Source organism: Mycobacterium sp. NTMscope_MAC_12 (assembly GCF_976985675.1).
This window is the reverse complement of the sequence record NZ_CDRJYY010000001.1, coordinates 1,246,416-1,263,132: the sequence shown is the minus strand read 5'-3', so window position 1 is coordinate 1,263,132 and position 16,717 is coordinate 1,246,416. Positions and strand designations below refer to the sequence as shown.

Below are 16,717 nucleotides of genomic sequence, written 5' to 3'. Positions count from 1 at the left end.
CCGACCCGGGGTGATGCACCCGGGTCAGACACGGACCAGGGCGCGCAGCTTCTCCAGCCGCGCCGGCCCGATCCCCTCGACGTCGGCGAGCTGGTCAACGCTGGTGAACTTGCCGTTGGCCTGGCGCCACGCCACGATCGCGGCGGCGGTGACCGGCCCGACCCCGGGCAACGCGTCGAGTTCCTGCACCGTCGCGGTGTTGAGGTTGACCGCCTCGCCCGGTTTCGGCTTGACCGTCCCCGACCGCGGTGGCGGCGCCTTCGACGTGGATGTCGATCCGGAGGCCACCGAACTGCCCAGGGCCGTCGGCTGTCCCGAGACGGGCGCGAGGCCGACCACGATCTGCTCACCGTCGCCGAGCGGTCGGGCCATGTTGAGTCCGATGGTGTCGGCGCCGTTGACCGCGCCGCCGGCGGCCTGCAGCGCGTCGGCGACGCGGGCGCCGGGTGCGAGCGTCACCAGGCCGGGCGTGTGTACCAGGCCGACCACGCTGACGACCACCGGCTGATCGGGTCCGGGCGTCGGGCTCGCCGAGGAGCGTGGGCTCGCCGTCGACACCTTCTCCACCGGCGGCAGCTTGGCCGACATCACCGGCGCCGGCCGGTCGCGCACCAACGTGAAAACCGTGACCAGCACCGCCAGCGCCGCCACGATCGCCAATCCGATGGCGCCCGCGCGTCCCGGGTCGGCGCGCACCTTCGCCACCCAGCCCCGGTCCTGGGACGAGTCGGGCAGCCACCGCGGCAGCAGCGAATTCTGGTCGTCGTTCGGGGCGTCCCCGTCCGGGTCCGCCCCGGAGTCCTCGCCGTGCGGGTCGGTATCCGGTTCGGCGCGCAGCCGTCGCTGCAGGCGCTCGGCCGGAAGTTCTGTTCGCATGGGCCGACCGTAAATCCGCCCACCGCCGCAACCGCCCCGGCGAAGGGCGCCTCCGACCCGTTCTGTGGATTAACCCGAGGCTGTGCACAGGCCCCGCACGGGATGAGCCAAGATGGAGGTTGAGCGAACGACCAGCATCGCCAGAAACCAGCTCTGGGCGATGGGCCGCCACGCTCACCGGAGCAACGACAGGAGGCTGCCATGCAACTGGCGCTCACACCCGAGGAAGCCGCGTTCCGCGACGAACTCCGCAGCGTCTACACGACCAAGATTCCCCAGGAGTTGCGCGACCGGGTGCGCCAGGGCTCGGCGGAAGTGAACCGCGACGACATCGTCACCAGCCACAAGATCTTGCACGAACACGGTTTGGCGGTACCGAACTGGCCGGTCGAGTGGGGCGGCAAGGACTGGACGCCGACCCAGCACCAGATCTGGGCCGACGAAATGCAGCTGGCGTGCGTCCCGGAGCCGCTGAACTTCAACACCAAGATGGTGGGCCCGGTGATCGCCGAATTCGGTTCGGAGGACGTCAAACAACGCTTCCTGCCCCCGACGGCCAGCCTCGACATCTGGTGGTGCCAGGGGTTCTCCGAGCCGGAGGCCGGGTCCGACCTGGCGTCGCTGCGCACCACCGCGGTCCGCGACGGCGACAGCTACGTCGTCAACGGGCAGAAGACCTGGACCACCCTCGGCCAATACGCGGACTGGATCTTCTGCCTGGTCCGCACCGACCCGCAGGCGCCCAAGCGTCAGGCCGGCATCTCGTTCCTGCTCTTCGACATGAACACGCCGGGCATCACGCTGCGGCCCATCAAGACGATCGACGGCGGCCACGAGATCAACGAGGTCTTTTTCGAAGACGTCCGCGTGCCGGCCAATCAGCTTGTGGGAGAAGAGAACAAGGGCTGGACGTACGCGAAATTCCTGTTGGGTAACGAGCGCACCGGCATCGCCGGCGTGGGCCGGACCAAGGTGCGCCTCGCCGAGGTGAAGAAGCACGCCGCGGCCACCGGGGTGCTCGAGGATCCGTTGTTCGCGGCGCGGCTGGCCGAGGCCGAAAACGAGCTGCTCGCACTGGAACTCACGCAGTCACGGGTGGTCACCGACTCCGCTAACGGACAGCCCAACCCGGCCTCGTCGGTGCTCAAGCTGCGCGGCAGCCAGTTGCAACAGATCGCCACCGAACTGCTCGTCGAGGTCGCCGGGCCGGATGCGTTGCCGGCCAACGGCGAAGACATCTCGTCGCCGTCCTGGGCGCAGCACAGCGCGCCGCACTACCTCAACTACCGCAAGACGTCGATCTACGGCGGCAGCAGCGAAGTGCAACGCAACATCATCGCGTCCACCATTCTGGGATTGTGAGGCAGCCATGGACTTTCAGTTGAGCGACGAGCAGTCCCTGCTCCGCGACACCACACGCGACCTGCTGGCGCGCACCTATGACCCGGAAAGCCGCAACAAGGTCATCGGCTCCGAACTGGGCTGGAGCCGCGAGGTCTGGAGCCAGCTCGCCGACACCGGGATCCTCGGGCTGGGATTCGAGCCCGACGAGTCCGGCCAGATCGAGATCGCGGTGGTGCTCACCGAGATCGGGCGGCGGCTGGCCCCGGAACCGGTCCTGCACGCCGCGCTGGGACCCGGTGCGCTGATCGCCGAGCTGGGCAGCCAGGAGCAGAGGCAGCTGCTCGACGAGGTCGCGTCAGGGCAACGGCTGTTGGCCTTCGCCGACCTCGAACCGGGCCAGCGCAAACCGTCGGCCGAGGTGACCACCAAGGCTGCGCGGCAAGGTGATTCGTGGACCGTGAGCGGCCGGAAGAACCCGGTGCTCGCCGGGGACTGCGCCGACACGTTGGTGGTCAGCGCCGCCCTGCCCGACGGCGGCACCGGCCTGTTCCTGGTCGACGCGGGCGCCGCCATTCGGCACCCGTACCGGACCTTCGATGGGCAACGCGGCGCCCAGGTCGATCTCGATTCCGCCCCCGCCGAACCCCTGGGTGAGGCGGCCGACGCGTCGGGCGCCATCCGCAACGCCGTCATCCGTATCCAGTCGGCGCTGTGCGCCGAAGCGCTCGGGGCGATGGAGGAATCGCTGCGCCTGACGACCGATTACCTCAAGACCCGCAAGCAGTTCGGTGTCACGCTGAACAAATTCCAGGCGCTGACACAGCGCGCCGCCGACATGTACGTGTCGCTGGAACTGGCCCGCAGCATGAGCCTGTACGCCGCGATGTCGATCGCCGACGGCAACCTCGACCCGGTGATCGCCTCGCGGGCCAAGCTGCAGATCGGACGCTCGGGCCGGCACATCGCGCAGGAGTCGATCCAGATGCACGGCGGCATCGGTGTGACCGCGGAGTACCCGATCAGCCACTACGCCGCCCGGCTCACCGCGATCGAACACACGCTGGGCACCTCGGGTGAGCACCTGCACAACCTGATCGACCACCTCGGCGACTACGACCTGGCCCGCCTCTAAGGATGGCCGAGCTCTCCGAAAGGGTCGTCTCATTCCTCTCAGCCGGCACCCGTACGGGGATGCTCGGGTACGTCGCCGCCGACGGCCGGCCGCTGGTCACCCCGGTGTGGTTCGTCGTCGATGAGGGTCAGCTGGCCTTCAACACCGGGCGTGACACGTCGAAAGGGCGTGCGATAGCGCGTGATTCGCGTGTCGTGATCTGCGTCGACGATCCCCATCCGCCGTATTCCTTTGTCCAAGTCCAAGGTCTGGCGACGGTCAGCGAGGACCCCGCGGACGTGCTCGACATCGCCACCCGCACCGGCGCCCGGTACATGGGCGCCGAACGCGCCGAGGAGTTCGGCCGCCGCAACGCCGTTCCCGGCGAGTTGGTGGTGCGGGTGCGACCGACCAAGATCAACGCGGGGTTCGACATCAGCGACTGAGCGCTTAACGGGTCGAGCGTCGACTTGTTGGGCCGACACCGGTTTTCCGCGCCACAAGTCCACGTTCGTGCGGGCGCGCACGCGCCGGACGTTACGACGCCTCCTCGACCGGTTCCGGTTCCGCGTCGGGCAGCTGGGCCACCAGATATTCGGCGAGCCCCCCAATGGTCGGATAGTCGAAGACCGCCGTCGCGTTGATCGTGAACTTGCCGCCGAACTGGCTGTGCAGCCGGTTGCGGAGCTCGATCGCCATCAGCGAGTCCGTACCCAGGTCCAAGAACCGACTGCTCGCGGCGGGCGGCGACGCGAGCCGCAGGAAGTTCTGCACCTCCCGCTGCAGGAATTCGGTCACGAAGCCGGCGCGCTGGGGCACCGGAACCTCCATCAGCTGCTTGAGCAACTCACTGTCGCCGGTCACCTCTCCTGCGGCACTGGGCAACACCAGATCGAGGATCGGCGGACGCGAACTGCCCAGCACCTTCGCGGCACGCTGCCAGTTGGCCTTGAGGACGGTGGCCTGCCCGGTTCCATTCGCGACGACCTCGGCGAGCGCGCCGAGCGCGGCCGACGGCTCCAGCGGAATCAGGCCCTGCGCACTGATATTGGCGGTCGCGGCGTCCGAAGAGGCCATGCCCCCTTGGGCCCAGGGGCCGAAGTTGACACCGGTGGCCGGCAGGCCTTGCGCCCTGCGCTGCGCGACCAGGCCGTCGAGCAGCGCGTTGGCGGTCGCGTAGTTGGACTGGCCGGGCGAACCGAACAAGCTCGACACCGACGACGACACGATGAAGAAGTCCAGCTCGTCGGCCTTCGTCAGCCTGTCCAAGTGGTAGGCGCCGATCGCCTTGGGCGCCACCGTCGTTCGGAATCGCTCCACGGTCTGCTGAGACAGGAGCGCATCGTCGAGCACGCCCGCCAGATGCACCACACCGGCCAGCGGCGGCAACTCGGTGCGGATGCGCTCCAGCAGCCCCGCCACCTCGGACTCGTCGCCGACATCGGCGGCGAAGACATGGATGCGGCACTTGTAGCGCTCGGTGATCTCCTCGATCAGCCGTTGCGCGTCCGCACCGGGCTCGCGCCGGCTGGTCAGCACGATGTCACCGGCACCGAGTTGGGCCAGATGCGACGCCGTGTGCAGTCCGATCGCGCCGAGCCCGCCGGTGATCAGGTAGCTCCGATCATCGCGCGGCTGCAGCGGATTCGGCATCTGGACCACGATCTTCCCGATGTGCCGCGCCTGTTGCATGCGGCGGAACGCGGCCCTCGCCTCGGTGAGCGGATAGATCTCGGCGGGCAGCGGCGTCCACTCACCACCGGCCAAACCTTGCGAAACCTCGGTGAGCAAGTCGCGAATGCGATCGGGTTCGGTGAACATCACCGTGTCCAATGCCACGATCTCGTAGGCGATATCGGGACGCGCCTCGGCCATCTGCTCGGGTGTCCAGATGTCGCGCTTGGCGATCTCGGCGAAGCGGCCGTTCTTGGCGGTGGCCTTCAGCGTCGCCTCGATGAACCCTTCGCTGGTCAGGGAGTTGAGGACCACGTCCACGCCGGCACCGTCGGTGTCCGCCAGGATCTGATCGGCGAAATCCGTTGTACGCGAGTCGTAGACGTGCTTCACACCCAGCTTGCGCAGCGTCGCGCGCTTGAAGGTGCTGGCCGTGGCGAACACTTCGGCACCGCACCGCTGGGCCATCTGGACCGCCGCCAGACCCACACCGCCGCTGGCGGCGTGGATGAGAACCTTGTCACCAGGCTTCAGCTGCGCCCAGTCGAAGGACAGCCGCACCGTCAGCGCCGCGGCGGGAATCGTGGCCGCCTCGACCGCGCTCACCCCGTCCGGGATCGGCGCCAGGAACTGGGCGGGCACGTTGAACCGGCTGGAGAACGCCCCCTGCATCGAGCCGTAGACGCGTTGCCCCACTTCGACTCCGGTGACGCCGTCGCCCAATTGGGTGACGACGCCGGCGAAGTCGCCGCCGATCGGTCCGGGATCGCCCGGGTAGAGGCCGAGGACGTTGAGCACGTCGCGGAAGTTGAGGCCTGCGGCCTCGACCCGGACCTGCACGTAACCCTCGTCCGGCGCGGGGACGTCCTTCTCGGTCAGCCGCAGGTTGTCGATCGCGCCGCGTTCGGTGGGCGCCAGGACGTAGTCGCGCCCGCGCGGCACCGTGAGATGACCGCTACGCGCCCACGGCAACAGCCGCGAGGCCAGCAGCTTTCCTTGCCGCACGGCCAGTTCCGGTTCGTCCACCGGGGTGGCGAGCAGTGCGGCCAAAGCGTGCACGGCTTCGGGTGAGCCGTCGCAATCGACGAGTTTGGCGCGCAGCGCCGGCTCCTCGTTGATCGTGGTGCGGCCAAAGCCCCACAGCGCTGCCTGCACCGGGTCGACCGGCTCGCCGGATTCGGTGGCCACCGCACGCTCGGTGACGATCCACAATCCGCCGGGCAACTTCACATCGCCGTTTTGTGAGCCGCGTTGCACGGTGTGCACGACGCTGAGCAGATTGGCGATTTCGGTCTCGAGGCGCGCGGTGACGTCCGCGCTCGACTCTTCCCCGCTCGGCGCCTTGCCGCGCCAGACGACACCGGAGAACGGCAGCCCGCGCTCGTGGGCTTGAGTCAGCACCTGCCCCAAGAGCTCCTGGTCCGCGTTCCGGTCGAACGGGATGCAGCCCGGCACCTTGGCGGCCAGTTCGTCGAAGCCGGCGATCAGCCATGTGCCGCTTGGGTTCTCGGCCTCATCACCGGATGCGGGCGGCGGTACCTCGTGCCAGCCGAGGGTGTAGAGCAGACGGGTGGCGTCCCCACCGAGGCCGCGCAGCAGGGCCTCGCGCGGTGCGCGCTTGACCGTGAACTCGCGAATCCCGCCCAGGTGACGGCCATCCCGATCGACGAAATCGAGGTCGAAGACCTGGGTTTCGCTGTTGAGTTCGCTGCTGTGCCACCTCGCGCGGCAGTAGAACCGCCGAGGCATCTTCTCGCGCAACGACACTTGCCCGTATCGGAGCGGCAGGAACAGGTCGTTGACGCCCTGTTCGGCCGCGAGAAGCGCCGGGAAGGCCGGGAAGGCGACGCCGGTGCACAGGTCCATCAGCACCGGATGCATCGGCTCGCTGCCGAGTTGTTCGGCGAGTTCTTCGCCGACGAGGATGTCGCCGATCGCCTCACCCTCGCCGAGCCAGAGTGATTTCAGCGAACCCGACCAGGTCGGCCCCCACGCCAGCTCCAGGTCGGCGAAGGTCTCAAACAACTCCTGCGGACGCATGCGGTTCAAGCGTTCGATCGCTTCGTCGACCGGGTCACCCTGGGATACCGGCTCGTCATCGGCGCCGGCGCTGACGGTCCCTTCGGCGTTCAACGACCATTCGGCGCCGCGTTCGCCGTACGGGCGGCTGTGCACTTGGAACGTGGACTCACCGCCGTCCTGCAACGGGTGCAAGGTCAGCTGCACCTCTCGAGAACTCTTCTCGGGCAAGATGATCGGCTCGTAGAAGAAGACGTCCTTCACTCGCGCCGGGGCGCCGACCGCGGCCAAGGCCATCGCCGCGTACGTCGCGCCGGGGACGACGACGGTCCCATAGATGACGTGATCGGACAGCCACGGCTGCGATTTGACGGACAACCTGCTGGTGTAGACCGAGTCGCCCGAGGCGAGGTCTTTCGCATTGCCGAGGATGCCCGAGGACGAACCGGCCCCTCCGTCGACGGCGATGCCGGACGTCTTGGGCCAGAAGCGGCGGCGCTGGAAGGGATAGGTGGGCAGCTCGAGCCTGCGACGCGGCTGACCCTGCAGCGCAGCGAAATCGGGGCGAAGCCCGCCGACGTAGGCCGCGGCCAGCGCGTCGGCGATCTGGCGCCGATCGCTCACGCCTTTGCGCAGCGAGACGATCGCCCGCGGCGCGGACAGGTGCTCCGGCCAGACCTGCACCGCGGCGCCGGACAGCACCGGTTGCGGCCCGATCTCCATCAACACCGAGCAGCCCAGCGCCGCCACGGTGCGCACACTTTCGGCGAACTGCACGGGCTGGCGGGAATGCCTCCGCCAGTACTGCGCGTCGAGCGGCGTCTGGGCCGTGAGCACAGCACCGGTGCGGTTGCAGACCAGCGGCATCGTCGGGGCGGCGAACCGGAATTGCGCTGCGTACGACTCGAATTCGTCGAGCACCGGATCCAGCAGTTCCGAGTGGAAGGCGTGGCTGGTCTGCAGCCACGTGCAACGGATCCCCTCGTCACCGCACTTGGCGACGATCTGCTCGAGATCCTCACCCGGCCCCGACAGCACAGTGTTGGGCCCGTTGTAGGCCCCGACCGACACTCGCGGGAATTCGCCGGCGGCCTGCTCGACGTGCTTGGCGTCGGCGAACACCGCCACCATGCGCCCACCTTCGGGCAGGCTGCCGAACATCCGGCCGCGCTCGGCCATCAGCCGGGCGCCGTCCTCGAGACTGAACACGCCTGCGACACATGCCGCCGCGTACTGGCCCACGCTGTGCCCCAGCACCACATCGGGTTGGATCCCCCACGACTGCCAAAGCCGGGCCAGGCCCATTTCGACGGCGAACAGCGCCGGCTGCGCAAACGACGTGTGCCGCAGCCTTTCCCCGGCTTCGCCACCGGTTTCGCGATCGGTGGCGAACAGCACCTCCAGCAAGGGGCGCGGCAATATGTCACTGACCGCGTCCGCACACCGCGTCACGGTTTCGGCGAAAACCGGCTCGCTGTCGAACAACTCACGCGCCATCCCCGGATACTGACTGCCCTGGCCGGTGAACAACCATGCCGTCGTCGGGTGATGTGTGTGCTCGCCGCGCACGACGCCGGGCCGCAGGCGGTTCTCCGCCAATTCGGCCAGCGCCTCGCGCGCACCCTCAACCGAGTCCACGACCAGTGCGGCGCGATGTTCGAAGTGCGAGCGGCCCGTTCCGGCGGTGAGGCACACCTCGGCGAGATCCACATCCGGGTGGGCGGTCAACCAGTCCTGGTAACGGCGGGTCAACGCCACCAGCGCCTCCGGAGACCGAGCGGACAGCGCCAGCACCCGCGCCTGTCCGGCCCGAGCCTCCGACGCCGACGCGTCGTCGTCGGCAACGCGCCGGTCGGTGGAGGCAGGCGCCTCCTCGACCAGAACGTGCGCGTTGGTGCCGGTGAACCCGAAGGAACTCACGCCGGCGCGGCGCGGTCTGCCGTTGGGCAGCCACGGCATCGCCGCGTCCACGACCCGCACCGGCAGCGAATCCCACGGGATGTGCGGCGACGGCTCCTCGAAGTGCAGGCTTTGCGGCAGGACCTCGTGCTGCAGCGACAACACGACCTTGATCAGACCTGCTGCGCCTGATGCCGATTCGGTGTGTCCGATGTTGGTCTTCACCGAGCCCATCAGCAGCGGCCGGTCCGCGTCGCGGGAGTCGCCGTAGGCGGCCGCGGCCGCCTGGACCTCGATCGGATCACCCAGCGGCGTGCCCGTCCCGTGCGCCTCGAGATAATCGACGTCCCCGCCCGTCAGTCCGGCGCGGGCCAGCGCCGAGCCGATAAGCCGTTGCTGTGCACCACCATTGGGCACCGTCAAACCGCTGGACGCCCCGTCCTGGTTCACCGCGCTGCTGGGGATGACCGCGCAGATCCGATCACCGTCGCGCTCCGCGTCGCTCAGCCTCTTGAGCACGAGAATTCCGCATCCTTCGCTGCGCACATAGCCGTCGGCGGAGGCGTCGAAGGTCTTGCATCGCCCGACGGGGGAAAGCATCCGCGCGCGGGAGGCCGCGACGACCGTCACCGGACTCAGCAGCACGTTCACGCCGCCGGCCAACGCCATGTCGCAATCACCGGAATGCAATGCCTGGCAGGCCTGATGGACGGCGACCAACGCCGAGCTGCACGCGGTGTCGATCGCCACCGCCGGTCCTTCGAACCCCAGCGCGAAGGCGACCCGGCCGGAGATGGCGTTGAGCGCGTTACCGGTGATGAAGTGGGGTTCGATCTTGTCGATCGACTCCGAGGACAGCAGGTGCGCATATTCGTTGGCCGCCACACCCACGAAAACTCCGGTTCGGCTGCCGCGCAGGGCGGCCGGGGCGTACCCCGCCCTTTCGAGGCCCTCCCATACCGTTTCGAGCATCAGCCGCTGCTGCGGCTCGATCCAGACGGCCTCGCGGGGTGAGATGCCGAAGAATTCGGGATCGAAGCCGTCGATCCCGTCGAGGAAGCCGCCGAACCGCGTGTACGTCTTGCCCGCAGCGTCCGGATCCGGGTCGTAGAACTCGTCGATGTCGAATCGGTCCTCGGGGACCTCTCGGATCGCATCGACACCCCCGGACAGCACCTCCCAGAACGCTTCCGGGTCGGGCGCGCCGGGGAAACGGCATGACACCGCGACGATCGCGATCGGTTCATCGGTGCGCGTCGTCGCGACCGATGCCGGCTGCGGCCTTGGTTTTGACGATGCCTGATCGCCGAGCTCGAGCACGTCGTTGAGCAGATAGTCGGCCACGTCGGACAGCCGCGGGTGATCCATCGCCAGGGTGGCCGGGATCTCCTTGCCTACCCCCTGTTCGATGCGGCGGCGCAACTCGACGGCCATCAACGAATCCATGCCGAGGTCGAAAAAGCCTGCGTCCTCGCGGATCTCCGCGGCATCGACGCGGGTCACCTCCGCCACCGCGTCGCGCAGGTAGTCGGTGAGAAGTTTCTTGCGCTGCTGCACCGGAGCGCCGGTGAGCCGCTCCACCAAAGCGGTCTTGCCCGAGGACGTTGCGGACGGCGTCGCGGCGGTCATCAGGCTGGGCACCTCGCGCTCGAGCTCCGCCAGGAACGACCGCCTACCCGCTTGCTGATAGAGCGGCAAGAAGCGGGCCCAGTCGATACGGGCCACGACACCCTGCGCCGGGCCCTGCGCCGAAGCGGCCGCCACGGCATCGGCCAGACCCGCGAGCGCATCGGCCGGAGACAACGTCTGGACACCGCGCCGATCCAGTCGCGCACGGGATTCCGCGTCGGCCATGCCCGCCGACCACGGCCCAAAGTTGACGCTGACCCCGAAGATGCCCTGCTCCCGCAGGCGCCACGCCAGCCCGTCGAGGAAAGCGTTCGCGGCGCCGTAGGCGGTCTGGCCGAATCCGCCCCACACCGAGGCGATCGAGGAAGTGCTGATGAAGAAGTCGAGTTTCAGGTCGACCGCCGCTTCGCTCAAATGCCAAGCGCCCCAGACCTTGCCGGCGAAGACGCGATCGACCTCGGCGTCCTGAAGCGCGCTCAGCGGGGTGGTGCCGATCTCGCCTGCGGCGTGCACGATGCCGGCCAACGGTGGCAGCTCGGCCTGCACGCTTGCCAGCAGGCGTGCGACGTCGTGCGCGTCGGCGACATCGCCGGCCACGGCCCGGATGGTGCAGCCGTGCTGTTCGCACAGTGCGTCGATGCGCTGTTGCGCGGCATCGCTGGGCGCGCGTCGGCTGGTCAGCACCAGATTCCGGGCGCCATTCGCGGCCAGGTATCCGGCGATCTCCAGTCCGATCGCTCCGAGTCCGCCGGTCACCAAATACGTTGCGTCGTCGCGCAGTTGCAGCGGTACACCGCTCGGCGGCGCAGAGCGCCGGGCCAACCGGGGCATGTAAACCGCCCGATCACGCAGCGCGAGCTGGTCGTCCCGAACAGCCGAGCCGTGCGACGCGGCGATCCGGTCGATGAGCGCAGACCATTCGTCGGCTGCGTTGTCGCCGCCTTCTGACAGGTCCGCGAGTCCGCCCCACACGTGCGGGAGCTCCAGCGAGGCGGCACGGCCGAATCCCCACAGGCAGCTCTGATGCGGCGCCACGGTGTCCGTGTCGGTGACGCGCTGCGCGCCACGGGTCACGATCCAGATGGGGCTGCGCAGTTCGGCGGCCACCGCCGCGCGGAAGAGCCGCCGCGTCCCGCCCAGGATCCGGTGTTGCATCCGCAACAGTGAGCGCATCGACGGTGCGGCCGCGGCCTCCAGCGCCGCGACATGCACGATGCGTAACGTCGAATCGTCGGTTGCCGCCGCGCGCAACGCGTCGGCGAGCGCTTCCTCGTCCGCGTCGGAGACCGGCAATCCGACGACCCGGTGCCGGTGGTTGCGCGCACTCAGCAGCTCGACCAACGGCCGGGCCGCGTCGGCATCGTCGGCGACGACGATCCAGCCGGAGCCCTCGTCCACCTCCGCGCGGGAGAGCGGGGAATTCGACTTGTCCCAGCGGATTTCGTAGCGGTCCTCACCGATGGAACGGCTCATGCGCTGTTGATTGTGTTGCGCCGCAAGCTTGGTGAGCATCTGCAGGGTTTGACGGTCGTCGCTCGCACCGCCGAGCAGGGCGGCGAGTTCCTCGATCCGGCCGTCCTCGAGGAGGCGGACGGTTTCGGTACGCGGTCCGCCGACGTCCTGGGGTCGGTCGGGGCGCTCGCGATCATCCCGGAACCAGTATTGGCGGCGCTCGAACGGATAGGTCGGCAGGTCGATCTTTCGCGCGGACGCTTGCCGGAAGGCGGCGAAGTCGGGCAGGTGGCCCAGCACGTACGCGTCGGCGACCGCTTCGGTGATCTGCCGGTGGTCGGCGGTGTTTCGGCGCAGCGACGTGATCACCCGTGGTGCGGTGGCCTGGTCGGGCCACGCGCCGAGGGCCGCGGCGGTGAGCACCGGTCGCGGGCCGATCTCGAGCAGCAATTTGCAGTTCAGCTCGGCAAGGGTGCGCACGCTCTTGGCGAATTCCACCGGCTGGCGGGCGTGCCGGCGCCAGTAGGCACCGTCGAGCTTCACACTGCGGCCGAGCGCGGCCCCGGTGCGGTTGTCGATCAAAATCCGTTGCGGCGTGGTGAAGTTGAATCGCCCCGCATACGATTCGAATTCGTCGAGGATCGGGTCCAGGAGCGCCGAGTGGAACGCGTGGCTGGTGTCCAGCCAGTCACATCGGACACCGTCGGCCGTCAATCCGGCCACTGCGTGCTCCAAATCGGCTGCCGGCCCAGACAATACGGTGTTGGCGCCGTTGTAGGCGGCGACAGACAGGCTGGGAGACTCGTCGGTCAACCGCTCGACCCGCTCGGCGGCGGTGAACACCGCGACCATCCGGCCCCCCGCGGGCAGACTGCCGAAGAGGCGACCGCGTTCGGCCATCAACAGCGCGCCGTCCTCGAGACTGAGCACGCCCGCGACGCAGGCCGCCGAGTACTGGCCGACGCTGTGCCCCAGCACCACGTCCGGCTCGAAGCCCCACGACTGCCACAGCCGCGCCAGGCCCAGTTCCACCGCGAACAAGGCGGGCTGTGCGTAAGAGGTCTGCTGCAGCGTCGCTTCGCTGTCCGGGCTGTCCACATCGAAAATGACGTCCAGCAACGGCTTTTCGAGGACGTCGGCGACCGCGGCCGCGCAGCGGTTCAGCGTCTCGGCGAACACCGGCTCGGTGCCGAACAGCTCCCGGGCCATGCCCGGGTACTGGCTGCCCTGACCGGTGAACAGCCACGCCGTCTTCGGTCGGTCATGGGATTCTCCGCGAAACAGACCCGGCGCCGGGCGCTCCTCGGCGAGCGCGCCAAGCAGCTCCATGGCGGAGTCCCGCGAATTGACCACCAGCGCGGCGCGCTGCTCCAAGTGCGCTCGCCCCGCCCCGGCGGTAAAGCACACGTCCGCCAGGGTGGCCTCCGGGTGGGCGCCCAGCCAGGCACGGTAGTCCTCGGCGAGCCGCATCAACGCGGCGGGCGTTCGCGCCGACAGCGGAAGGATGCTGAACCGCCGGTCGCCGGACGGCTCGACCGGGAGCGGGGCCGCGGGGGCCGGTTCCGCTTGCTCCGGCGCTTCCTCCAGGATGACGTGAGCGTTCGTCCCGGCGAATCCGAATGAGCTGACTCCCGCAATGCGCCGCTGCCCGTTGCGTTTCCAGGGCGTGGCCTCCTTGACGACCTCGACCGCCAGCCGTTCCCAGGGGATGTGGGGCGACGGGTTCTGAAAGTGGAGGTGCTGCGGCAGCAGCTCGTTCTCGAGGGACAGGATCACCTTGATCACGCCCGCGATACCCGCGGCCGCCTCGAGGTGCCCGATGTTGGTCTTCACCGAGCCCATCAGCAGCGGCTGGTCGGGTTCGCGCCCGGCCCCCAGCGCCGCACCCGCGGCCTGGGCCTCGATGGGGTCGCCCAGCGATGTCCCGGTGCCGTGCGCTTCCAGGTACCCGACATCGCGGGGCTCGAGGTCGGCACGCTTGAGCGCGTCAGCGATGACCCGTTGCTGGGCAACTCCGTTCGGGACCGTCAATCCGCCCGAAGCGCCGTCCTGGTTGATCGCGCTGCCGCGGATCACGGCCCGAATCCGGTCCCCGTCGCGCATCGCGTCCTCGAGACGCTTGATCACGATGACGCCGCACCCCTCGCCGCGCACGTAGCCGTCCGCGGCCGCATCGAAGGTCTTGCACCGACCGTCGGGCGCGAGCATGTGCGCGCTGGAGAACGTGATCATGGTGGCCGGGGTGAGCAGGACGTTCGCGCCGCCGGCCAGCGCGAGGTCGCATTCCCCCAAGCGCAGCGCTTGGCATGCCTGATGGATGGCCACCAGCGACGAGCTGCACGCCGTATCGACGGCTACCGCGGGACCCTGCAGCCCCAACCGGTAGCTGATCCGGCCCGCGGCGGCGGCGTTCGACGTCCCGATGGCCATGTAGGCCTCGATCTCGGGATAGGTCAGCTCGTCGGAGGCCATTCCCAGGTAGTCGTGCGTGGCCAATCCGACGAAGACACCGGTGTTGCTGTCAGCGAGATCCGTTGGCGCGTAGCCCGAATGCTCCACCGCGCGCCACGCCGTTTCCAGCAAGATCCGGTGCTGCGGGTCCATCAACCTGACCTCGCGCGTCGACAGACCGAAGAACGGGGCGTCGAACCCCGTCACGTCGTCGACGAAGCCCGCACGACGGGTGACGACCTTGCCCGGCGCACCCGGTTCCGGGTCGAAGAATTCGTCGGCGTCCCACCTGTCCTGCGGCACATCGGATATCGCATCCCGGCCGTCGCGCAAGACATCCCAGAACTCATCTGCATCGGCGGCTCCCGGAAACCGCGCCGCATAGCCGACGATCGCAAAACCCGATGCCGACTCCCCCAGACCTTCGACGGATGCCATGCGCTTGTCCTCTCTTGGCCGGTCAAGATCGATCCCGCGGGGGGCCAGCTGCGCTCGGAGCATCATTCCGGAGGCCAGCACCGCATGTGCAGCGCCGCACCGCGCAGCGGCAGCCAGCGTGGCCGCCACCCTGCGTCCCCGCCCGGCCGCTCGATCGACACAACTCGATCGCCGCAACTCGGTCGCCAAAGGCCGGTCGGATCCCTGAGCGAGTGTAGGCGGTGCCCGCGCACGGGTGCGACGGCGATCACGCGCAGGGTTATCTTGGTCTCGCCGCCAGCGTGGCGCAGCCGTTCAAACCGGGGAAGGACGAAGTTTTGCGCATCGGGAAGATTACGATCGGCTCACTCGATGATTGGACGCTGACACCAGGCTCGGTCACCTCTTGGCACCCGACCCCCGCGGCCACCGAAAAGGCCCGGCAGGCCCCGGTGAGTTCCGTGCCGGTCAGTTATATGCAGGGCCAACACCTTCGCAACTACCGGGAACGGACGGCCGCCGGGCTGAACTTCTCACGGCAGATCATCGCCACCTGTGAGGTGGCCGGGACGTGCGACGTTCCCGCCATGAACCACGCCGTCAACACGTACCTGCGTCGGCACGACACGTTCCGCAGTTGGTTCGAGGACACCGGTGACGGAGAGTTCATCAGGCGGACCATCAGCGATCCTGCCGATATTGAATTCGCACCGATAGAGCACGGCGAGATGACGGCCGACGAAATACACGCTCACGTGGTGGCCATACCGAATCCGCTGGAATGGGGCTGCTTCACCTTCGGAATTATCCAAAGCGAGAACCATTTCACCTTCTTTGCCGCGATGGATCATGTCCACGGGGACGCGACTTTGATCGGCACCACGATGATGGAGGCCAACGGCATGTACACGGCGTTGAGCGGGGGTGGTGAGGCCCTCACTCTTCCCGATGCCGGCAGCTTCGACGATTTCTGCGCCCGCGAACGCGAATACACGTCGACCTTGACCCTTGATTCGCCCGAGGTGCGCGCGTGGATTGACTTCGCCGAGAACAACAATGGGGGCTTTCCCGAATTTCCGCTGCCGCTGGGCAACCCGAAGGAATCCAGTAGCAGCACCATGACCTCCGAATTGCTGATGGACGTGGCGCAGACGGAGCGATTCGAATCGGCCTGCGCGGCGGCCGGCGCCCGCTTTGTCGGGGGCCTGTTCGCCTGCCTCGCCCTGGTGGAGCACGAATTTACGGGCGCCCTCACCTATTACGGCCTCACTCCCCGGGATTCACGCAAAGCCACCGACAATTTCATGACGCAGGGTTGGTTTACCGGGTTGATTCCGATCACCGTGCCGATAGCAGCGGCCTCGTTCGGCGATGCCGCGTGGGCGGCGCAGGCGTCTTTCGATAACAGCCTGGACATGGCGAAGGTGCCCTACTACCGCGTGTTGGAAATGGCGCCGTGGCTGCGCTGGCCGCAATCGAACTTTCCGGTGTCGAACTTCTTTCATGGTGGCGCCGCCCCCCTCAACGCCATTCTTGCCGCCGCCGACCTGGGGCTTGCGAACAATATCGGGATCTACCCCGACGGCCGGTATTCACATCAGCTGACCATTTATATATTCCGGTACGGGGAAGGCACGGTCATGGCGATCATGCATCCGGACAACCCGGTCGCCCGGAAGTCTGTCGTCCGCTACATGGAAGCGATGAAGTCGGTCTGCGTGCGGGTCGCCGGCAGCGGGAGTTGGGGACGCGTCGCGTAGCGTGGAGCACTTCGATGGCGCGTGATGCGAAATCGCGCGGTTTGACCGGGCCCGGTCGAGTGCGGCCGAGTTGCCGCCGGCCGGG

General features: G+C 68.2%; 6 protein-coding genes. 4 read left to right on the top strand and 2 right to left on the bottom strand.

Annotated elements, in window-relative coordinates; genetic code table 11:
- Positions 1 to 24: 24 nt before the first annotated feature.
- Positions 25 to 876, bottom strand: a complete 852-nt coding sequence (locus tag AC0KS4_RS05920) for a ComEA family DNA-binding protein (protein ID WP_225327139.1) — start codon at positions 874 to 876, stop codon at positions 25 to 27.
- A gap of 201 nt (positions 877 to 1,077) precedes the next feature.
- Between AC0KS4_RS05920 and AC0KS4_RS05915 the strand changes: the two genes are divergently transcribed.
- Genes AC0KS4_RS05915 through AC0KS4_RS05905 form a run of 3 tightly spaced genes read left to right on the top strand, consistent with a single transcriptional unit; the run spans position 1,078 to position 3,777 of the window.
- Complete coding sequence (locus tag AC0KS4_RS05915) at positions 1,078 to 2,238, top strand: acyl-CoA dehydrogenase family protein (protein WP_225327138.1); 1,161 nt, start codon at positions 1,078 to 1,080, stop codon at positions 2,236 to 2,238.
- Between the two features lie 7 nt (positions 2,239 to 2,245).
- Complete coding sequence (locus tag AC0KS4_RS05910) at positions 2,246 to 3,352, top strand: acyl-CoA dehydrogenase family protein (protein WP_238957545.1); 1,107 nt, start codon at positions 2,246 to 2,248, stop codon at positions 3,350 to 3,352.
- A 2-nt stretch (positions 3,353 to 3,354) separates the two neighbouring features.
- Positions 3,355 to 3,777: a PPOX class F420-dependent oxidoreductase gene (locus AC0KS4_RS05905; RefSeq protein ID WP_225327136.1), complete on the top strand. Its 423-nt coding sequence runs from the start codon at positions 3,355 to 3,357 to the stop codon at positions 3,775 to 3,777.
- 91 nt (positions 3,778 to 3,868) lie between these two features.
- Here the strand turns inward: AC0KS4_RS05905 and AC0KS4_RS05900 are convergent, their stop codons facing one another.
- Complete coding sequence (locus AC0KS4_RS05900) at positions 3,869 to 14,893, bottom strand: type I polyketide synthase (RefSeq protein ID WP_238957544.1); 11,025 nt, start codon at positions 14,891 to 14,893, stop codon at positions 3,869 to 3,871.
- 317 nt (positions 14,894 to 15,210) lie between these two features.
- Here AC0KS4_RS05900 and AC0KS4_RS05895 point away from each other — a divergent pair, with 317 nt between their 5' ends.
- Positions 15,211 to 16,632, top strand: coding sequence for a condensation domain-containing protein (locus AC0KS4_RS05895; protein ID WP_238958007.1), 1,422 nt, complete (start codon positions 15,211 to 15,213; stop codon positions 16,630 to 16,632).
- Positions 16,633 to 16,717 lie beyond the last annotated feature (85 nt).